The following is a 19,451-nucleotide window of genomic DNA, read 5'->3' as shown; positions in this document are numbered from 1 at the left end:
ATCGATAGCGATGTGCGTATTGGCACAGAGCCGGGAGAAGCGCGTGGCGCAACCTAGACTGATTTTCGACTGCGACGGCGTTCTCGTCGACAGCGAACCGCTGGCCGCCAAGGCCTATGAGCGCGTCTATGAGAAGCATGGCATGCCTGGCGTCCATGGCGGCATCATCGCGCAATGCATCGGCATGAAGCAGGCCGACATTATCGTCAAAATCAAGGAACTGACGGGACATCAGTTCCCGCCCACCGCCGACGGCGACATCTGGGCCGAGACCAAGCTGCTCTTTTCGGAGGAGCTGAAGCCGACACCGGGGGTCCTGCCGTTCCTGAGCGCGCTTGCCGGTGACCGCTGTGTCGCCTCGTCATCTTCAGTCGAACGCATCAACCACAGCCTGTCGGTAACCGGACTGTCGCGCTTCTTCGGCGAGGCGATCTTTTCCTCCTCGATGGTGAAGAACGGCAAGCCGGCGCCGGACATCTTCCTGTACGCCGCCGAGAAAATGGGCGCGAACCCCGCCGACTGCATCGTGGTCGAGGATTCGCCTTTTGGCGTCCAGGGCGCGGTTGCGGCCGGCATGATCGCGATCGGCTATACCGGCGGCGGGCATACCTATCCCGAGCACGGCGCCAGGCTGAAGGCCGCAGGCGCGGATTTCGTCTGCGCCGACTGGCACGACGTCAGCCGGCAATTGGCCGGGCTTGGTGTGCCGGCCTGAACTAGTGGCACTGCACAGGGATTTTGACCGGTCCGCTCTGTTTGCGTTGGCAGGTGGAGATTGGCCGAAACACCCATCGCGATCGTCATTCCAGGGCGGAGCAAGGAGCGAAGCTCCGTCGCGAAGACCCTGGAATCCATGCCGCTACCTTCGCCAAGGCGTGCAACGGAGCAAAATCTTGCACCGTGGCGGCGCTTCCAAGTCACGGCATGGATTCTATGGTCTGCGCCGCGTCGCTTCGCTCCTTGCTCCGCCATAGAATGACGACGTTGGGGCGGCTTCAACCAATCCCCGGCGTTTGCGCTGATTGCACGGACATGAACGGAAAATCTTGCACCAGACAAACGGCAACCTTTCAAAATCCCTGCGTCGGGGAACTAGCGGAGACTTGGGAAGCGACGCCGGGTCCACTCCCCAGGCGGGACCAATCCCCCCACGCGGAAGTTGAAGGACAGGACCCTCGTTGCATCGGCGTCGACCTCGCAGCGGAAGCTGAGATCATACCACTGGGTTGTCGTGCTGAAGGCAGCCTGCGGAGGGTTAAGAACATTGCCTTGTTTCAAGGGAATGGTCGGCAGCCATTTGGGCGAGTAATCGGCACTCTGCAATTCCTGGTTCAGAACGTTGGCGCACAGGTTGGCTACGCGCTGATCGCGCGGCACGTTCTCCATCGAGCTTGTGGCCAACGCGTTGCCGGTCGCACCCGGCGAGTAAAGCTTTCTGACGCCCGGCAGGCCGGAATAGATCGGCGATCCCGCAACCTCGCTGTCGGCGGGGCTTGACCTTCCCGGGTTCCCGCTCGGCGCTCTCAGAGCTCTTGCGGATTTGAACTTCATCGCCTTGGAAGGCTTGGGCTTTGCTTTTTCGGCCGGCGCAGGCTTGTCGCCGGCCTCGGCCGTCAACGGCTTTGGCGTTTCGGCAGCTTGCTTTTCGGCGGTTTGCGGCTCCTGCTTGTCCTGCTGCTGTTTGTCAGTGTCCTCAGTTGCCTGCTTCTCCTCGCTTTGCGCGGGTTTTTCGTCCGGCGCAGTGGTTACCGGCTTCTCTTGAGCCTTGTTGGTGTCCGCCTGCTGCTCGGGCGTTGCAGGCGGGGCCGGCTGGTTGGGCGCGGGCTGCGATGAAACGGGCGGCTTCGCGGGTTCATCCTTGGCCGGCGACGGAGCGTTGGCCGGCGCGCTGCTGCCGTTGAGAGATTTCTCCGGGCCGGTATCCTTCTCGCCATACTGAAAAACGCGCTTCAGAACCGGAACGTCCTGGGGTTTCGGCGGTTGCGGAGGCGGTGGCTTTTGCACGGCCTGCTCGGGCGGCTTTTCAGCCTTCTTTTCAGGCTTCGGCTCCGGCGGCTTTGGAGCGGGCTTCGGCTTGGGCTGCTCGGGCGGCGGCACGATCGCGACGTTGACCGGCTGTTCCTGCTGGTCCGGCTGTTGCTCGGGTCTCGGCAGGCCAAAGAACAAGAACGCTGCGATCAGGGTATGCAGGAATAGCGATGCGGCCAAGGCCCACCGCCAATTCCGAAACCATTCCCGCATCTTGCCGTTCATCGCGCCCCGATGTGGAACGAAATGACGGCGGCTTCAAGCACCGGGCCGGGATTTGCGCTAGCTGCCGGCCTGACAAGTCGGTGATCGGAGGGCCTGTGGCGTAAGCAAGCCGGATCAAGGCCCTGCAGGGACTGGCTTACACCAGCATGCCCATCGGGTTTTCGATCAAGCGCTTGAAGGCGCCGAGGAGTTCGGCGCCAAGCGCGCCGTCGACGGCGCGGTGATCGGTCGACAAGGTCACCGACATCACGGTGGCTATTCCGATCTCGCCCTTCTTGACCACCGCCCGTTCCTCGCCGGCGCCGACCGCCAGGATCGTCGCATGCGGCGGGTTGATGACGGCGGCAAAGTCCTTGACACCGAACATGCCGAGATTGGATACCGCCGTCGTGCCGCCCTGATATTCTTCCGGCTTCAGCTTGCGGCTCCTGGCGCGGCCGGCCAGGTCCTTCATCTCGTTGGAGATGACCGACAGCGTCTTTTCGTCGGCATGCCGGATGATCGGCGTGATCAGGCCGCCGGGGATCGACACGGCGACGCCGACATCGGCGTGCTTGTGCTTGACCATGGCGTTCTCGGTCCACGAGGCATTGGCATCCGGCACCGCCATCAGCGCCATCGCCATGGTCTTGATCACCATGTCGTTGACCGAGAGCTTGTAGGCCGGCGCCTCGCCCTTGTCGGTCTTCCGCATCGGGGCTGCGGCATTGAGCTGCGTGCGCAGCGCAAGCAGCGCGTCGAGCTCGCAATCCAGCGTCAAATAGAAATGCGGGATGGTGGACTTCGCCTCGACGAGGCGACGCGCGATGGTCTTGCGCATGTTGTCGTGCGGCACCAGCTCGTAGGAGCCTTCGGCGAACAGCTTCAGCACCTGGTCGTCCGACATCGGTTTCGGCGCGGCCGCCGGAGCGGACGGGGCGGCGGCCGAGACCTCGGCGGCCGGTCGAGCAGGGACGGCAGCGCCTTTTGCGGCGACTGCGGCCTCAACGTCGGCACGCACGACGCGACCACGCGGACCGCTGCCTTTCACGTCCGCAATCGCAAGACCCGCCTCACGGGCCAAGCGGCGCGCAAGCGGCGTCGCGCGCCCAATGGTCGGCGATTGGCTGATCTCCCCCCCTGTGGGGGAGATGCCCGGCAGGGCAGAGGGGGGCGCGACAGAATGAGACGTTGGTAGGACAGCGCCCCCCTCTGTCGGCTTCGCCGACATCTCCCCCACTTGGGGGGAGATTGGAGCCTTGTTCTGCGTCGTCTCAGCGGAATACACTTCGTCGTCGGCATAGATCCAGGCGACGGGCTCACCGACCGGAATGTCGACGCGCTCCTTGCCGGTGACGTCGCGCAGCGTGCCGCTGGCCGGCGCATCGATCTCCATCGCCGCCTTGTCGGTCTCGATCTCGAAAAGCACGTCGCCTTTCTTGACGTGCGCGCCCTCCTCGGCGAACCAGCGCGAGATCTGTCCGGTCGCCATATCCATGTCGACCTTGGGAAGAATGACCTCGGTCGGCATCGCTCAGCGGACCCCTTTCACGAGGTCGCGCGCAGCGGCGATGATGTCGGGAACCTGCGGCACCGTCGCCTTTTCCAGATCCGGATTGTAGGGGATCGGCGTCTCGGCGCCGCCAAGGCGCACGATCGGCGCATCGAGATAGTCGAACGCCTCGCTTTCGGCGACGAGCGCGCTCACTTCCGCACCGATGCCGAGCGTTTTCACCGCTTCGTAGACGCAGAGCAATCTCGATGTCTTCTTCACGCTGTCGATGACGGTCTGCCTGTCGATCGGGCGGATCGTGCGCAAATCGACCACCTCGATGTCGATGCCCTCGCCTTCAAGCACAGCCGCGGCGTCGAGCGCCTTCTGCACCATGATCGATGTGGCGACGATGGTGAGGTCGCGGCCTTCGCGGCGGATCTCGGCCTTGCCGATCGGCACGGTGTAATGGCCTTCCGGCACATGGCCCTTCATCTTATAGAGAAGCTTGTGCTCGAAGATCATGACCGGGTCCGGATCGGCGACCGCGGCAAGCAGCATGCCCTTGGCATCGTGCGGCGTCGCAGGCTGGATGACCTTGAGGCCAGGCACATGGCCGAGCCAAGCCTCTAAGCTCTGGCTGTGCTGCGCGGCAGCACCCGTGCCCGAGCCCGCCGGGAAACGCATCACCACGGGTACCGAGACCTCGCCGCCGAGCATGAAGCGCATCTTGGCCGCCTGGTTGACGATCTGTTCCATGCCGAGCGTGGCGAAATCCGAGAACTGGAATTCGAAGATCGGCCGCATGCCGGTGACGGCCGCGCCCACCGCGACGCCGGCGCCACCCAGCTCGGAGATCGGCGTGTCGATGACCCGCTCGGCGCCGTAGCGCTCGACGAGGTCGCCGGTCACCTGGAAGGCGCCGCCATAGACGCCGATATCCTCGCCCATCAGGAAGACGCGTTCGTCCATGTCCATGGCGATCGCCATGGCTTCCTGGATCGCCTGGGCGTAGCTCAGTTCACGCAGCGCGGCGTCCATCACGCAGGCTCCGTGTAAACGTAGTTCTGCAGGGTGGCGATCTCGGGCGCCGGGCTCGCCTTGGCGAACTCGATGCCGTCGGCGATCTCCTTGGCGACCGCGTCGCGGATTGCCTGGATACCCTGGTCGTCGATGAAGCCGAAATCGCGCAGCTCGGTCTCGAACAACGTGATCGGATCGCGGTTCGCCATCCAATCCTCGATCTCCTCCTTGGTGCGGTAACGGTTGCGGTCGCTCTTGGAATGGCCGCGATGACGGTAGGTCTTGGATTCGATCAGCGTCGGCCCCTCGCCCGCGCGCGCCCGCTCGACCGCCTTGAAGGACGCCTCGGCCACCTCGGAGAAGATGTTGCCGTTGACGATGACGCCGGGCATCGAATAGGCGGCCGCCCGTTCGGCGATGTTCTTCACCGCGGTCGAGCGCGCCGTCGAGGTCGACATGCCGTAGCCGTTGTTCTCGCACACGAAGATCACCGGCAGCTTCCAGACCGCCGCCATGTTCAGCGCCTCGTGGAAGGCGCCTTCGTTGTTGGCGCCGTCGCCGAAGAAGGAAACCACGACCTTGCCGGTCTTCATCATCTTGGACGAGAGCGCGGCACCCACCGCAATCGGGATGCCGCCGGCAACGATGCCGTTGGCGCCGAGATTGCCCTTGGCGACATCGGCAATATGCATGGAGCCGCCGCGACCCTTGCAGTAGCCCGTGGTCTTGCCGAAGAACTCCGCGAACATCCGGCTGACTTCGGCGCCCTTGGCGATGCAATGGCCGTGGCCGCGATGCGTCGAGGTGATCTGGTCGTCCTCGGCGAGCGGCATGCAGATGCCCATGGCGCTGGCTTCCTGGCCGATCGACAGGTGCATGGTGCCGTGGATGAGGCCGCGCGTGTAGCACTCTTCCGCGCCCTCTTCGAAGCGGCGGATGAGGTACATCTTGTGAAGCACCTCCCTCAGCTGCTCCGGGCTGTACTGGCGATAGACGAAAGGCAGGTTGGCCCGGCTATCCACGACTGCGGCTTTGCTGGCTCCAGCCATGATCACGCCTCCACGGCGCCGTAAACGAGCTTGTCCTGGCGGGCACGCAGCTCGGCGATCTTCGAGCCCGGCGCGGGCGCCGCGTTGGCATAGGTGATAAGCTCGCCCTTCTTGATGGGCGTAGTCACGGAGCCGCCCTGCAGCAGGCCGCAGGGAACGGCGCGCGCCGCATGGGCTTCCGGCGCCGTCATGATCCAGGCGCGGTAGCAATATTCGCCGATGGCGTCGAGCTTGTCGCCGGGCTTCAGATCCTTCTTGGCAACGGCGCAGACTTCGGCCATGGGCTTGGCCAGCGGCACCATGTCCGCCTTGCCGTAGAGCACGACACGGGCGCAGGTGAGCGGCACTTCCAGCGAGGTGAGGTGATAGGGACGATGGAAGGTGAAATAAGGGCCTTTGCCCATCTTCAGGTCTTCCATGCGCTCCGAGATGCGCGGATGCGACATGTCGGCGACGACGAAGACGCCGGGCGCCACACCTTTGCCGATCGAATAGTCGACGACGCCGACCTTCGACAGCACGCCGCCGTCCTTCTGCGGCACCAGCACCTTCGATAATTCGCCGAGCGTCGCGGACGGGCCGTGCATGCCGGGCTTGTCGGGAACCAGCCCGGTCGCATTGGCGATCGCCGCCATCTCGACCATGGTCTTCGAGCCATCGACGAATTCGACCAGCATGCGCACATTCATATGCCGGCGCTTGGCCTCCTCCTCATAGTCAGGAGGCGTGGCGTCGATGTTGAGCGGGTTGTTCTTGCCCTTGCCGGCGGCAACGATCGGGTGGCCCATGGCGGAGACGAACTCGATCAGCTCCATACAGGAAGACGGCTCGTCGCCGGCGCCCAGCGAGTAGGTCACGCCGAGGCGGTCGGCTTCGCTCTTGAGATAGGCGCCAATGGTGACGTCGGCCTCGACATTCATCATCACCAGATGCTTGCCATGCTCCATGGCGCGCAGGCCGATCTCGGCGCCGACGGCCGGAACGCCGGTCGCGTCGATGACGACGTCGATGAGGTCGTTGCCGATGACAAGGCTGGAATCATTGGTGACGGCGATCCTGCCGGCCTCCATGGCCGACGTCATCGCCGAGGCGCTCGAAACCTCGCGCGCATGACCGGTTTCCTGGAAGGCGATATCGACGGCCTTGCTGGCCGCCGGCAGGTTGAGTTCGGAAACGGCGCCGATCTCGATGCCGGACATGTGGGCGACGCGGGTAACGATGTCGGTTCCCATTTCGCCCGAGCCGATCAGGCCGATGCGGATGGGCTTGCCGGACTTGGCGCGCTCCTCGAGGTCACGGGCAAGGCCCGTCAACGAAATATTGGAAGCCATGCCGCTTATTCCTCCCACATCGCATGCTGTTTGACTGCTTGACGCGTATTGAACATCTGTATTTCTGTCAAGACTAATGTCCAAATCTTTGGCCATCCTCGACGCTTTTCGAGTTGGTTGACGCGCAACGGCGAAAGGCGCGGATGCCTATATCAAACCAAATGGAAGCGAGCGGGCGGCGCCGAATGTCGGTCAAAGCCGGACCACGGCCTGCGACGAACCATGACGAGATATCTAGGCGGCAATTGCTACTGGCAAACGTCGACCCATACGGCGCCGACCAGATCGGCCATGCGCGCCGGCGTGATGCGCACCGCGGCATTGGTGGCGCCGGCTGCGGGAACGACCTCGTCGAAGGCCTTGAGCGACAGATCGCAATAGACGGGCAGCGGCGACGGCAGGCCGAACGGGCAGACGCCGCCAGGCGGATGGCTGGTGATTGCCAGCACCTCCTCGCCGCCCAGCATGCGCGGCTTGCCGCCCATGCTGTCCTTGAATTTGCGGTTGTCGAGCCTGGCGATGCCGCTGGTCACGACCAGCATGGCCTCGTCGCCCACGCGCAGGCAGATCGTCTTGGCGATCTGCGCCGGCATGACGCCGTGCGCCTCCGCCGCCAGCGCCACTGTTGCGGAACTTGCCTCGGTGACGATGACTTCGATGTCGGGTGCATGCTCGGCAAAAAAGGCGCGAACCGATTCCAAACTCATAGGACCCCTCGTCAGACCTGTCGAACACCGGCTCGCGAATCGCATGGCGGCGCGGTCATTGACAAGAGCCACGGCCGCGCGTTGCGCACCTTGTCTTGATGTATGTCGTTCCCCAAAACCGCAGCGCACTGTTGGGCGACATGCATCAAAAAGCCCGCCAGGCATGCCTTGGCGGGCTTTTACATGGACGCTTGCTTGCGTCCCTATTGCTGCGTGGGCCGGTTCTCGGCGGCCGGCACTCTGATCAATTCCTCTTCCGGCACCTGCAGGGCGGAAGCGATGCGCCGAAGCTTGGCGGGGTCGGCGTCTTTGCCGTCCTCAATGTCGACGATCTCGCCCACGGCCAGGCCGCAGGTCAAAGAGAGCTCCTCGATCGTGTATCCCCTGGTTTCGCGCGCGGCTTTGAACGGGTTGAGGCCGGACGCGGCAATAATGTCGTTGGAAACAGCGTTTCGTACGGTGTTGGGCATGGCAACTCCTTGAGATGAAACAGGGTCGGATGAAATGTGGTGTTGCCTGAGACGGACGGGAGAATGCTTGTTAACAAATGATTTGCCAAGAGCACCCCATACGGCGTCACGCCATCGTGAAGCTGCGTTTCGGCTGATGTCTCGGGCTGCGTATATGTAAGACCGCGCGGCGCTCAATCAAGTTCTTTTGAAGGTCCGCGGCCGGATCCTCCGGCATTTTCGGCGTCTCGGTTCGTTAGCTTGCCGTCACCGGTGGTGGCCGACAGACCGGCGCCGGGCGTTTCTCGGAAGGATCAGATGCCATGAATTTGAAATCGTTCGCAATTGTGCTTGGCACAGTCTCAAGCGCCATCGGCGCGACGCAAGCGTGGGCCGCGGATGCCATACGTGTTCGAGGCACTGTCGTCAGCGTTGCCGGATCGACGCTGACGGTGAAGGATCGCGATGGCAAAACCGATGCGATCACGCTCGCCAACGGATGGAAGATTTCTGGCGTCGCCAAGGCGTCGGCAGCCGATATCAAACGGGGCGATTTTCTTGGCATCGCCTCGACATCCAAGGCCGACGGCGGCAGCGGCGCGCTGGAAGTCGTGATCTTTCCAGCCGCGCTGAAGGGTACCGGAGAAGGCGATCGCGACTGGGATCTGCAGCCCAACAGCCGCATGACCAACGGCACCGTCGCCGACGTCGCCGAGATCGAAGGCCGCACCGTCACGCTTACCTATGACAACGGCCAGAAGAAGCAGATCGCTATCCCGCAGACGACACCAATCGTGACATTCGCCACCGCCACGTCGGCAGATCTCACGCCGGGCATCGCAGTGTTCGTCAATGCCGAGCGCGGCGGCGACGGCAAGCTGATCGCGAACCGCGTCGTTGTCAGGAATCACGGCATCGCGCCGCCGATGTGAGGAGGGCAGCGAGCGGCTCGAACAGCTTTGGCGACTTGAAGACTCGGCCTATCTGAGGCGGCGGCATCGCGAAGTGAGCCGCTTCCATGCCGAGGTCCGTGCGCCGGATGCATGGCGCGCCGAGGAGAGCCGCGCCGGCTTTCCCAATCCGCCGATATCGCCGGCCGCAACGCCGCCGCCGTTTCCATAGCGGTGCCGAAAGGATCAGCGCCGGCTGATAAGGAGGCCGGCAAGCAGTCCGACCACGACCAGCCCGATGGCGGCGGCCGTCGCCGGATGATCGCGCGCCGTGCGCTCGATCGCCCTGCCCCTGCGCTTTATTGTCGGCAGCGCCTCGTGGAGGAGATCGGCAAGTTGCGAATAATAGTCGGACGCCGCCTCGCGGCCATCCTCGTAATAGGCGTCGCCGCGCCTGGCCAAAACCTTCTTCAGGTCGTGCAGTTGTCGCGAAAGCGCCGCGACCTGCTTGTCGATATCAACGTCGGAGAGGGTCGAGAACGATGCCATGCTTGTTGTCCTTCTCTTCGAGAAGGCCTAACGCACGGACGAAGAGCCCGTTCCGGCCGACCGACCGAGCGCGGTCAAGTCGAAATATGACCGTTCAACGAACCTGGTCGAGCAGGCGCTTGCATTCCAGCAAGTCGAACAGCGCCTCCTGCAGCAAGGCGCGATTGTCACGCGACAATTTCGACGAGTCAGGTTGAACCGGACCTTCGTCGTCGCTCTTGCCGAGGCCGAAGAAACGGCGGCTGGGCTTCACCTTCGGTTGGCCGACCAGCGCGTCCTCGTCCCCGCGCGGCTGCGCGGCCGCCGTCAGCGGCACCTGCTCGGCCTGGCGGCGCTGGGCGATGGCCTCCACCGCGGCCATGTCGCCATTGCCGATGGCGACCAGGAAATGGTTGCCGTTCTCGCGCAACAGCTTCTGCACGCCTTTGATCGTATAGCCCTGATCGTAGAGCATATGCCGGATGCCCTTGATGAGCTCGACGTCTTGCGGCCGGTAGTAGCGCCGGCCGCCGCCACGCTTCATCGGCTTGATCTGGGTGAAGCGCGTCTCCCAGAAACGCAGCACGTGCTGCGGCAGGTCAAGATCTTCCGCGACTTCGCTGATGGTGCGGAAAGCATCGGGGCTCTTGTCCATGGGCCAATCCTCCACACTGGACTACGATCCGGGCATGGTGCCGAATCGCCCCTTATTTCAGCGATTTATGAAACGATATTCAAGCCCAGCTTCAAAACCGCCGGCGGTTTTCAACCGCATTCGCCAGCAAACTACTTGCCGCCCTTGCCCTTGCTGTTCTGATGCGAACGCAGGATCCGGCTCTTGAGCACGTTCGAGGACTTGAACGTCATCACCCGGCGCGGCAAGATCGGCACTTCCTCGCCCGTCTTGGGATTGCGGCCGATGCGCTCGTTCTTGGAGCGGACATGGAAGGTGGCGAAGGACGACAGCTTGACCGTCTCACCGCGAACGATGGCTTCGCAGATTTCGTCCAGCACAGCCTCGACGAGTTCCGCCGATTCCGTTCGCGACAAACCAACCTTCCGGTAAACGGCTTCAGCAAGGTCGGCACGCGTAAGTGTCTTTCCCCCCATGCGACCGTCCCATCTGCTCGCAAAAACGTAAATCGATACAGGCAAAGGCTGAGCCTAAGTAATTGATCCGGCAAGGTCAAGGACCGAACCGGCGAGTTCGGCACTTACCAGCGGAGCAACACCGCGCCCCAGGTGAAGCCTCCACCCATCGCCTCGAGAAGAACCAGGTCGCCCTTCTTGATGCGACCATCGGCGACGGCCACCGACAAAGCGAGCGGCACCGAAGCAGCCGAGGTGTTACCGTGTAAATCGACGGTGACCACCACTTTCTCTTCGGCAATCCCGAGCTTCTTGGCGGAAGCGTCAATAATCCGTTTATTGGCCTGATGCGGCACGAACCAGTCGAGGTCCTCGGCTGTTATGCCGGCCTCGCTGAAGGTCGCCTCGATGACGTCGGTGATCATGCCGACGGCATGCTTGAACACTTCACGGCCTTCCATCCTCAGATGGCCGACGGTTCCCGTGGTCGAAGGACCTCCGTCGACGAAGAGCTTGTCCTTATGCACGCCGTCGGAGCGCAGGCTTGCGGCCAGCACGCCGCGATCGGTGATCGCGCCGGCTCCGTCTTCCGCTTCGAGGACCAGCGCGCCGGCGCCGTCGCCGAACAGCACACAGGTCGAGCGATCGCTCCAGTCGAGGATGCGCGAGAATGTTTCCGAGCCGATCACCAGGACGCGTTTGGCCAGGCCGCCGCGGATATAGAGATCGGCAGTGGCGACAGCGTAAACGAAGCCCGAGCACACGGCCTGCATGTCGAAGGCAAAGCCGTGATGCATGCCGAGCCGGTTCTGGATTTCGACAGCCGTCGCCGGGAACGTGTTGTTGGGCGTCGAGGTCGCCAGGATGATGAGATCGATATCGGCGGGCGTCATGCCGGCGCTGTCGAGCGCAGCGCGCGCCGCATCCTCGCCAAGCGAGGCAGTCGTCTCGTCGTCGGCGGCGACGTGGCGCTGGCGAATGCCGGTGCGTTGGACGATCCACTCGTCGGAGGTCTCGACCATGCCTTCGAAATCGGCATTCTTCATGATGCGGCGGGGCAGCGCGGCACCGTTGCCGCGCACGACTGATCTGATCAAGGCTCTTTCCTATTCCTCGGCGTCGGCGACGCCGGACTTCCTGTTTGCCTGCGCGGTCGGGTTGCGCGCATGGAACAGATCGAGGTCGGCCTCGATCCGGTCAAGCAGATTGTTGCGTACCATATCGTAGCCGAGCTCGATGGCGGCCGCGAATCCGTCCGAATCGGCGCCGCCATGGCTCTTCACGACGATGCCGTTCAATCCCAGGAAGACGCCACCATTGGAGCGACCGACATCCATCTTCTCGCGCAGCCTGTCGAAGGCGCCCTTGGCGAAGACGTAGCCGATCTTGGCCATGAGCGTGCGGCTCATAGCGGCGCGCAGATAGCCGGCGATCTGCCTTGCGGTGCCCTCGGCGGTCTTGAGCGCGATGTTGCCGGCGAAGCCCTCGGTGACCACCACGTCGACCGTGCCCTTGCCGATATCGTCGCCCTCGACGAAGCCGCGATAATTCATCGAGGCCATGTTGGCCTCGCGCAACATGCGGCCGGCTTCCTTGACCTCTTCCTGGCCCTTGATCTCCTCGACGCCGACATTGAGCAGGCCGACGCTCGGCCGCTCGACGCCAAACACCGAGCGAGCCATGCCAGTACCCAGAATGGCGAAATCGATAAGCTGATGCGCATCCGCACCGATGGTGGCGCCGACATCGAGCACCACGCTTTCGCCGCGCGTCGTCGGCCAGAGCGCCGCGATCGCCGGGCGGTCGATGGTGGCCATCGTGCGCAGGCAGAATTTCGACATCGCCATCAGCGCGCCGGTGTTGCCGGCCGAAACGCAGGCCTGCGCGCCGCCGTTCTTGACCGCTTCGACGGCCTTCCACATCGACGACTTCCAGCGGCCGTGGCGAAGCGCCTGGCTCGGCTTGTCATCCATGCGCACGGCGATCTCGCAATGGACGAACTCGCTTATCTCGGCGAGTTTCGGGAACTTGGCGAGTTCAGGACGCACCACGTCCTCGCGGCCATAGACGACGAAGCGGATGTCAGGGCGGCGGATGGCGACGGTCATCAGCGCCGGGATGACCACGCTCGGTCCGTGATCGCCGCCCATGGCATCGATGGAAATCCTTATCACGTAATGCTTTTCTCACGGTTTGCCTGGCTTGCGGCGGACGCCTGCCGAGGTAAGGGGCCTCGCGAAGGTTCGGCGAAAATAACGGTTTTGCGCCTGCGCACAACCAACTTTTCCAAAATCCGGACCACCTCAGGATTTTCCAAGCAGCGAACGCAGCTTTTTCTGGAATTCGCTTTCCTCGGTCTGATCGTCGCCGGCGACGTCGAGCGAGGCTCCCGACTTGCGCGGATAAGGGTCGATAGCCAGACCGAAAAACTGTTCGGCCAGCCCGCCGACGTCGATGGTGTCGCCGGAAAATGTCTCCGGACTGTCCGGTCCGTCGGCGTCGAGGACGATCTCGCCGCCGCCTTCGAAACCTTCGCGCCCAAGCTTCGACTGCTCGGGCAGAAACAGCGCCTCGACGGGCTCGTCGATATGCGCGGCGACCGGATCCAGGGTGACGATGCAGGCTTGCGTGATGTCGGCCGCGACGCGACCGGTGACCTTGACGCCATTGCGCTTCCAGGGGGCCACAAGCAGTTCGGCGCGATAGCTCTCGACCGAAAGCAGGTCATATGCGGCGGCAAGCGCCTCGCGCTGGCGCTCATCGGCCTCGACAAGGACAGGCAGGCCCTTTTGCGGCAGGCGCGCGACATTGGCGACGAAGGATACCGGGCTGCGCAATTCGGCGTCTTTCATGCCGGCCTCCTTCACGCTGCCCCGGCCGCCGGAAACGCGGCGATGCCGGCGGCGATCGATTCGGTCGGCTGGGCGGCAAGTTTGTGCGAGGCCTCGCAGACATAGTCCGCCAGCAGCGGCGCCTGCGGCCAGGGGCCGGAGTCCGGCCTGACGTTGCGGGCGAGCGCCGCCGCAAGCGCCACCCGATCGTCTTCCTTGAGCGCTTCGTCATAGGCAGCCGTACGGCCATAAAACATCTTTGCCAGCTTCTTCATGCGTTTGGGCACGCCGACATCGCCGATGCCAAGTTCGCGCAGCGAATGCTCGACATCGAGGAAGAACTCGTCGATCAGCACTTGCGCGACCTCGGCGGCCACGCCTTGCCCGCCATGCAGCCGGTGCTGGACGAGATACATATGCAGCGACAGCATCTCGAAGCGGCCGAGCGGCGTATCCGGCACATTCCAGTCGGAATAAAACACCGTTTGCCGCGCCGCCGCCACGATTTGTGCGTAGAGCGCGTCGGTGATAGCGCGGTTGGCATTGCGTTCGCGGCCAAAAAGGCGCTGGAACATTGAGGGCGGTCTCCCGGGGACCTGTTGTTTGATTTGGCCTTGTTGCATCGGCATGCAAGCTGGTTTACCGGTTTTGCGGCCCAGCGCAAGTTGCGGGGATGTGATGGAGAATTGTTGTTGGGTGCGCTGAAATTCAAGTCGTTCTTTGCGCCCGCCCCAGTGGGCGCGGCTTCGCTGCTGGTAATGGTGTCAGCGCTTTCCGCCTGCAATTCGTCCAAGATGTTCGGAGATCTCCATCCGAGCGAGACGCTGACGAAAGGCTACGTCATCGACCAGCAGGCGATCGATTCGGTGCCGGTCGGATCGAGCCGCGAGCAGGTGCTTCTGGCGCTGGGCACGCCGTCGACGACGGCGACCTTCGACAACGAGGCTTTCTACTACATCTCGCAAACGCGCAAGCGCTACGTCGCCTTCGATAACCCGCGCATCGTCGACCAGCACGTGCTGGCGGTCTATTTCGGCGCTGACGGTCGCGTTACCCAGATCGCCAATTACGGTCTCAAGGACGGCAAGGTCTTCGACTTCATATCGCGGACGACGCCGACCGGCGGCAAGGACCAGAACTTCCTGAGCCAGGTCATCAGCGGCGCCAGCAAGCTGGCGCCCGGCATTCCCGGCGGCGGTAGCGGCGGTACGCCCTGAGTTCGCTCGCCCGGCTACCTGACTGAACGAAAGACTTCGATTGACGGTCTTTCGTCGCCTGCCGGCGACCGTCCGACTGCGCTTGCCTATGCTCGCATAGCCACGTATGACGCTTTGGCGATTTCCGGGGGGCTGGATATGAGCAACGACGATCGTGCGGTACCGCAGGGCTGGATGGCGACCGGCACGCCTGACCAACAGACGGTGACGCCGGACTGGCTTGCCGTCGATGCGCCGCCGATCGAGGGCGTCGCATTCAAGGAAATCAGACCCGTCGCGACTTCCAACGGCTACCTGACCGAGATCTTTCGCGAGGAATGGGCTCTCGATCAATCGCCGGTCGGGCAAGTGTTTCAGCGCACCATGTATCCGGGCGCGGTGACGGGCTGGCACGCACATGCGGCGACTCTCGACCGCCTGTTCTGCTGCGCCGGCAGCGTGCGGATATCGCTTTTCGACGGGCGCAAGGCCTCGCCCAGTTTCGGCACGGTCTGGCACAAGATCGTCGGCGCCTCGCGACCGGCAATCGTCACCATTCCGCCGGGCGTCTGGCACGGTGTCGTCGCCCTCGGACCGGAGACAGTGTTGCTGCTCAACCTCGTCGACAAGGCTTACGCCTATGACGCGCCCGACCATTGGCGCCTGCCGCCCGATACGGAACAAATCCCCTACAAGCTGGTGTAGTGTGGAACAGGCCGGTCAAGGCGCGCCAATCGGACCGATCGAACCGCTGGTCTCGATCGTGATAGCGACGCACAATCGTCCGGCGGTGCTGCATCAGGCGCTGAAGAGCCTCATTGGTCAGACCCTGCAGGACTGGGAAGCCATAGTCATCGGCGACGCGTGCCGCCCTGACACCGCGGCCACGGTCGCTGCATTCGAAGACGCCCGCATCTGCTATATCGATCTTCCGGTGAACTTCGGCGAGCAGTCGGGTCCCAACAATATCGGCTTTGCCCGGGCCCGCGGCCGCTTCATCGCCATCTTGAACCATGACGATCTGTGGTTTCCCGACCATCTGGCGTCCATGTGCGGCTGGATTGACGCCACCGGTGCCGATGTGGTGATCGCCCGAGGTGCAGTTATCGAGTCGTCCGCGAGCAAAGGCTCCAGGCATATGATCCTCGGGATGGGCCGGGACGGCTTCTATGACCCAGTCACCACTGTCGGATTCGGTTCCGCGCAAATGATCCGGCGGACGTCGCTGCCGAGGCTTGGGCCATGGCGCCCGGCCAGCCAGTGCGTTTGCGAGAGTTCCCAGGACTGGCTGTTCCGTGCCTGGCGCAAGGGTGCTGTGATTGCGACAATGCCTCATCTAACCGTGCTCATGCTGCATTCGGGCAAGCGCGAAGGCAGCTATGCGCGAGATACGGCGCGGGAGCAGGAAGAACTGATGGACGCGATGGATGCGCCAGACGCGTTGCGGGTCAGGATTCTCGGCAACGCCGAGGAACCTGCACCCCTCAAGCGCTCCCGGTATCTCAAACGCAGGCTTCTGGCTGTGCTTGGCATACATCCGCGGGCGCGGTTCTTCCGTCGCCAATATCGCCGCGGCGCGTTCATTGCCATGTTGCGCCGGACGCGCGGCTTGCCGCCGATGCCCGAACGAGAACCAGACGCCAACGCGTTGCTGGCCCGCTATCGCCGTGGCGCCGAAAGGCCGGAAGCCAGTTGAGTACCCGGAATGCATGATGTCATGCCGAGAACACAAAGCCCACGGGATCGCTCCCGCGGGCTTTGTCCTGGAATAGTCGCCGCAATCAGCCGTGCGCGAGCACGGCGAGCAGAAGCAGCGCGACGATGTTGGTGATCTTGATCGCCGGATTGACGGCCGGGCCGGCGGTGTCCTTGTAGGGATCGCCGACGGTGTCGCCGGTGACCGAGGCCTTGTGCGCTTCCGAACCCTTCAGGTGCTTGACGCCGTCCTTGTCGGTAAAGCCGTCCTCGAACGACTTCTTGGCGTTGTCCCAGGCGCCGCCGCCGGAGGTCATCGAGATGGCGACGAAGAGGCCGTTGACGATGACGCCGAGCAGCGAGGCGCCGAGCGCCGCGAAGGCCGAGGCCTTCGAGCCCGAGATCAGAAGCACGCCGAAATAGACGACGAGCGGCGCGAGCACCGGGAGCAGCGACGGAATGATCATTTCCCGGATCGCCGCCCTGGTCAGGATGTCGACGGCGCGCGCATAGTTCGGCTTCGAGGTGCCGGCCATGATGCCCTTGTCCTCGCGGAACTGCTTGCGCACTTCCTCGACGATCGAGCCGGCGGCGCGACCGACGGCGGTCATCGCGATACCGCCGAACAGATAGGGAATCAGGCCGCCGAAGATGAGGCCGGCGACGACATATGGGTTGGAGAGATCGAACGAGATCTCGCCCATGCCCTGGAAGTAGGGGTACTTGTCGCCATTGGCGGCGAAGAACCTGAGGTCGTTCGAGTAGGCGGCGAACAGCACCAGCGCGCCGAGGCCGGCCGAGCCGATGGCATAACCCTTGGTCACCGCCTTGGTGGTGTTGCCGACCGCGTCGAGCGCGTCGGTCGAGTGGCGGACTTCCTTGGGCAGGCCGGCCATTTCGGCAATGCCGCCGGCATTGTCGGTGACCGGGCCGAAGGCGTCGAGCGCCACGATCATGCCGGCTAGCCCGAGCATGGTGGTGACGGCGATCGCTGTGCCGAAAAGTCCGGCGAGCTGGTAGGTGGCGATGATGCCGCCGACGATGACGATGGCCGGCAGCGCCGTCGATTCCAGCGAGACCGCGAGGCCCTGGATGACGTTGGTGCCGTGGCCGGTCACCGACGCCTGAGCGATCGAGTTCACCGGACGCTTGTTGGTGCCGGTGTAGTATTCCGTGATCACGACGATCAAGCCGGTCACAGCCAAGCCGATCAGGCCGCAGGTGAACAGGTTCTTGCCGGTGATGACGATGCCGGCGACGGTGCCGACCTCGCCCCAGCCGAGCGTGGCCGAGGTAGCGACGGCGAGGCCGACGATCGACAGCAGACCGGTGACGATCAGGCCCTTGTAGAGCGCGCCCATGATCGAGCCGTTGGAACCCAGTTTGACGAAGAATGTGCCGACGATCGAGGTCAGGATGCAGGCGCCGCAGATGGCCAGCGGATAGAGCATCGCGGCCCCCAGCACCGCGGTACCGCCGAAGAAGATGGCGGCGAGCACCATGGTGGCGACGACGGTCACCGCATAGGTCTCGAACAGATCGGCGGCCATGCCGGCGCAGTCGCCGACATTGTCGCCGACGTTGTCGGCGATGGTGGCCGGGTTGCGCGGATCGTCTTCGGGGATACCGGCCTCGACCTTGCCGACGAGATCGCCGCCGACATCCGCACCCTTGGTGAAGATGCCGCCGCCGAGACGGGCGAAGATCGAGATCAGCGAGGCGCCGAAGCCGAGCGCGACGAGCGAGTCGATGACGACGCGGTCGTTCGGCTGCAGGCCCATCGGACCGGTCAGGATGAAGTAGTAGATCGAGACGCCAAGCAGCGCCAGGCCCGCGACCAGCATGCCGGTGATGGCGCCCGACTTGAAGGCGATGTCGAGGCCGGCGGCAAGGCTGTTCGAAGCGGCTTGCGCGGTTCGCACATTGGCGCGCACCGAGACATGCATGCCGATGAAACCGGCGGCGCCCGAGAGCACCGCGCCGATCAGGAAGCCGATGGCGGCGGTGATCGAAAGCAGCCACCAGGCAAGCAGGAGAACGACGATGCCGACGATCGCGATGGTCGTGTACTGGCGCGCCAGGTAAGCCTGGGCGCCTTCGCGGATGGCGGCTGAGATTTCCTGCATGCGCTGATTGCCCTGATCGGACGCAAGGACCGAACGTGTCGCCCAGATGGCGTACAGAACTGACAGCAGGCCGCAGGCGATGACGGCGGTAATGATGGTCATTGCCGGATTTTCCTCGATTGTTGGCCCAAAAGAACCCCTCCCTGGGCCGTTGGAACGGGAACGGATGCCGCGCGCGGATTCCACCCCTTGGCTGGGGTGTATGCGAAACAGGGCTTGGAACGTCAAGATATTGTTCGGTTTTTGCCCGGCTTTCGCCCAAAAGACGATGATGCCGGCGTTCGCCCTGTCGCAGCCATGGAATTAGATCGATTGAAATAGAACGAGCGCGGCAAACCGGACCAGCTCACCGGTGATGCCGGGCGCCGCGATCTAACGCTCATATGCCTCGAGGGGGCTGGAGCGTTCGCTTTGCAAATACTCATTGTGAGCATATCTTCCAGGCAAGACAGGAGTTAATCGATGAAATTCAAGGCTATCGTCCACGAAGCCGAGGAGGGTGGATTCTGGGCTGAGGTCCCGGCCATCCCCGGATGCGCGACTCAGGGAGAAACCTTGGACGAGCTTCTGGCAAACCTGCGTGAGGCCATCGAGGGCTGCCTTTCTGTCGACCTGCCATCGTCATTCACTTCTGAGCCAGGCAGGATAGTGGAAATCGCCGTTTGAAGTCCATTTCCGGCAAGGACCTTGCCCGTATTGTCGAGCGGCAAGGCCGGCTGCTTCTGCGCATTGCCGGGATCCATCACATCTATGGAAGGAGGAAAGTATCGTACGTCTCTCCATTCCGATCCATGGCAACAAGCCTCTCAAAAC

General features: G+C 63.5%; 21 protein-coding genes. 6 read left to right on the top strand and 15 right to left on the bottom strand.

All coding sequences use genetic code 11. The features are described from left to right. The first annotated feature begins 43 nt into the window (after nucleotides 1-43). Nucleotides 44-715, top strand: coding sequence for an HAD family phosphatase (locus FJ425_RS13825; RefSeq protein ID WP_140724165.1), 672 nt, complete (start codon nucleotides 44-46; stop codon nucleotides 713-715). A 377-nt stretch (nucleotides 716-1,092) separates the two neighbouring features. Here the strand turns inward: FJ425_RS13825 and FJ425_RS13820 are convergent, their stop codons facing one another. The 7 genes from FJ425_RS13820 to FJ425_RS13790 form a co-directional block, all read right to left on the bottom strand. Next, nucleotides 1,093-2,253 carry a DUF930 domain-containing protein gene (locus FJ425_RS13820; RefSeq protein WP_140724162.1) on the bottom strand — a complete coding sequence of 387 codons (1,161 nt, stop codon included), beginning with the start codon at nucleotides 2,251-2,253 and terminating at the stop codon, nucleotides 1,093-1,095. Between the two features lie 136 nt (nucleotides 2,254-2,389). Next, nucleotides 2,390-3,763: a pyruvate dehydrogenase complex dihydrolipoamide acetyltransferase gene (locus tag FJ425_RS13815; protein ID WP_140724159.1), complete on the bottom strand. Its 1,374-nt coding sequence runs from the start codon at nucleotides 3,761-3,763 to the stop codon at nucleotides 2,390-2,392. Between the two features lie 3 nt (nucleotides 3,764-3,766). Beyond that, nucleotides 3,767-4,765, bottom strand: coding sequence for an alpha-ketoacid dehydrogenase subunit beta (locus FJ425_RS13810; RefSeq protein WP_140724156.1), 999 nt, complete (start codon nucleotides 4,763-4,765; stop codon nucleotides 3,767-3,769). Next, nucleotides 4,765-5,796: a thiamine pyrophosphate-dependent dehydrogenase E1 component subunit alpha gene (locus tag FJ425_RS13805; RefSeq protein ID WP_140541304.1), complete on the bottom strand. Its 1,032-nt coding sequence runs from the start codon at nucleotides 5,794-5,796 to the stop codon at nucleotides 4,765-4,767. Before FJ425_RS13805 ends, FJ425_RS13810 begins: the two co-directional genes overlap by 1 nt. 2 nt (nucleotides 5,797-5,798) lie before the next feature. Continuing rightward, nucleotides 5,799-7,127 carry an NAD(P)H-dependent oxidoreductase gene (locus FJ425_RS13800; protein ID WP_140724153.1) on the bottom strand — a complete coding sequence of 443 codons (1,329 nt, stop codon included), beginning with the start codon at nucleotides 7,125-7,127 and terminating at the stop codon, nucleotides 5,799-5,801. 248 nt (nucleotides 7,128-7,375) lie between these two features. Then, on the bottom strand, nucleotides 7,376-7,834 hold the full coding sequence (locus FJ425_RS13795; RefSeq protein ID WP_140633830.1) for a YbaK/EbsC family protein: 459 nt from the start codon (nucleotides 7,832-7,834) through the stop codon (nucleotides 7,376-7,378). Between the two features lie 203 nt (nucleotides 7,835-8,037). Further along, nucleotides 8,038-8,304, bottom strand: coding sequence for a helix-turn-helix transcriptional regulator (locus FJ425_RS13790; RefSeq protein WP_095767666.1), 267 nt, complete (start codon nucleotides 8,302-8,304; stop codon nucleotides 8,038-8,040). Between the two features lie 302 nt (nucleotides 8,305-8,606). Between FJ425_RS13790 and FJ425_RS13785 the strand changes: the two genes are divergently transcribed. After that, nucleotides 8,607-9,215 (top strand): hypothetical protein, encoded by a 609-nt coding sequence (locus FJ425_RS13785; protein WP_140724150.1) that lies wholly within the window; start codon nucleotides 8,607-8,609, stop codon nucleotides 9,213-9,215. 204 nt (nucleotides 9,216-9,419) lie between these two features. Here FJ425_RS13785 and FJ425_RS13780 read toward each other — a convergent pair whose 3' ends face one another. From FJ425_RS13780 to FJ425_RS13750, 7 genes are all read right to left on the bottom strand, one after another. After that, a complete protein-coding gene (locus tag FJ425_RS13780) occupies nucleotides 9,420-9,722 on the bottom strand; it encodes a DUF883 family protein (protein ID WP_140724147.1) in 303 nt (100 codons plus the stop codon). Between the two features lie 94 nt (nucleotides 9,723-9,816). Continuing rightward, on the bottom strand, nucleotides 9,817-10,356 hold the full coding sequence (locus FJ425_RS13775) for a MerR family transcriptional regulator (protein ID WP_040983239.1): 540 nt from the start codon (nucleotides 10,354-10,356) through the stop codon (nucleotides 9,817-9,819). A 131-nt stretch (nucleotides 10,357-10,487) separates the two neighbouring features. Further along, nucleotides 10,488-10,811 carry an integration host factor subunit alpha gene (locus FJ425_RS13770; RefSeq protein ID WP_023815657.1) on the bottom strand — a complete coding sequence of 108 codons (324 nt, stop codon included), beginning with the start codon at nucleotides 10,809-10,811 and terminating at the stop codon, nucleotides 10,488-10,490. A 104-nt stretch (nucleotides 10,812-10,915) separates the two neighbouring features. Next, complete coding sequence (locus FJ425_RS13765) at nucleotides 10,916-11,887, bottom strand: beta-ketoacyl-ACP synthase III (RefSeq protein ID WP_140724144.1); 972 nt, start codon at nucleotides 11,885-11,887, stop codon at nucleotides 10,916-10,918. 9 nt (nucleotides 11,888-11,896) lie between these two features. Next, nucleotides 11,897-12,964 (bottom strand): phosphate acyltransferase PlsX, encoded by a 1,068-nt coding sequence (gene plsX, locus FJ425_RS13760; protein ID WP_140541298.1) that lies wholly within the window; start codon nucleotides 12,962-12,964, stop codon nucleotides 11,897-11,899. 129 nt (nucleotides 12,965-13,093) lie between these two features. Then, nucleotides 13,094-13,642, bottom strand: coding sequence for a YceD family protein (locus tag FJ425_RS13755; RefSeq protein WP_140724142.1), 549 nt, complete (start codon nucleotides 13,640-13,642; stop codon nucleotides 13,094-13,096). Nucleotides 13,643-13,653: 11 nt separating this feature from the next. Further along, entirely contained in the window at nucleotides 13,654-14,196 is a 543-nt protein-coding gene (locus FJ425_RS13750; RefSeq protein WP_140724139.1) for a ubiquinol-cytochrome C chaperone family protein, read from the bottom strand. Between the two features lie 117 nt (nucleotides 14,197-14,313). On the opposite strand from FJ425_RS13750, the gene FJ425_RS13745 reads away from it, so the two are divergent. The 3 genes from FJ425_RS13745 to FJ425_RS13735 all read left to right on the top strand — a co-directional run bounded on the left by FJ425_RS13745 (nucleotide 14,314) and on the right by FJ425_RS13735 (nucleotide 16,513). Beyond that, nucleotides 14,314-14,838 (top strand): outer membrane protein assembly factor BamE, encoded by a 525-nt coding sequence (locus FJ425_RS13745; protein ID WP_140541295.1) that lies wholly within the window; start codon nucleotides 14,314-14,316, stop codon nucleotides 14,836-14,838. A 138-nt stretch (nucleotides 14,839-14,976) separates the two neighbouring features. Then, nucleotides 14,977-15,522, top strand: coding sequence for a dTDP-4-dehydrorhamnose 3,5-epimerase family protein (locus FJ425_RS13740; RefSeq protein WP_140724136.1), 546 nt, complete (start codon nucleotides 14,977-14,979; stop codon nucleotides 15,520-15,522). A gap of 1 nt (nucleotide 15,523) precedes the next feature. Further along, nucleotides 15,524-16,513: a glycosyltransferase family 2 protein gene (locus FJ425_RS13735; protein WP_246677932.1), complete on the top strand. Its 990-nt coding sequence runs from the start codon at nucleotides 15,524-15,526 to the stop codon at nucleotides 16,511-16,513. Nucleotides 16,514-16,598: 85 nt separating this feature from the next. Here the strand turns inward: FJ425_RS13735 and FJ425_RS13730 are convergent, their stop codons facing one another. Continuing rightward, nucleotides 16,599-18,740 (bottom strand): sodium-translocating pyrophosphatase, encoded by a 2,142-nt coding sequence (locus FJ425_RS13730; RefSeq protein ID WP_140541293.1) that lies wholly within the window; start codon nucleotides 18,738-18,740, stop codon nucleotides 16,599-16,601. 360 nt (nucleotides 18,741-19,100) lie between these two features. On the opposite strand from FJ425_RS13730, the gene FJ425_RS13725 reads away from it, so the two are divergent. Next, on the top strand, nucleotides 19,101-19,304 hold the full coding sequence (locus tag FJ425_RS13725; RefSeq protein ID WP_140541292.1) for a type II toxin-antitoxin system HicB family antitoxin: 204 nt from the start codon (nucleotides 19,101-19,103) through the stop codon (nucleotides 19,302-19,304). Nucleotides 19,305-19,451 lie beyond the last annotated feature (147 nt).

It is taken from the genome of Mesorhizobium sp. B2-7-2, assembly GCF_006440775.1.
Classification (GTDB): Bacteria; Pseudomonadota; Alphaproteobacteria; order Rhizobiales; family Rhizobiaceae; genus Mesorhizobium.
Note: the sequence above shows the minus strand (reverse complement) of the source record. Positions and strands in the feature narration are given on the sequence as shown.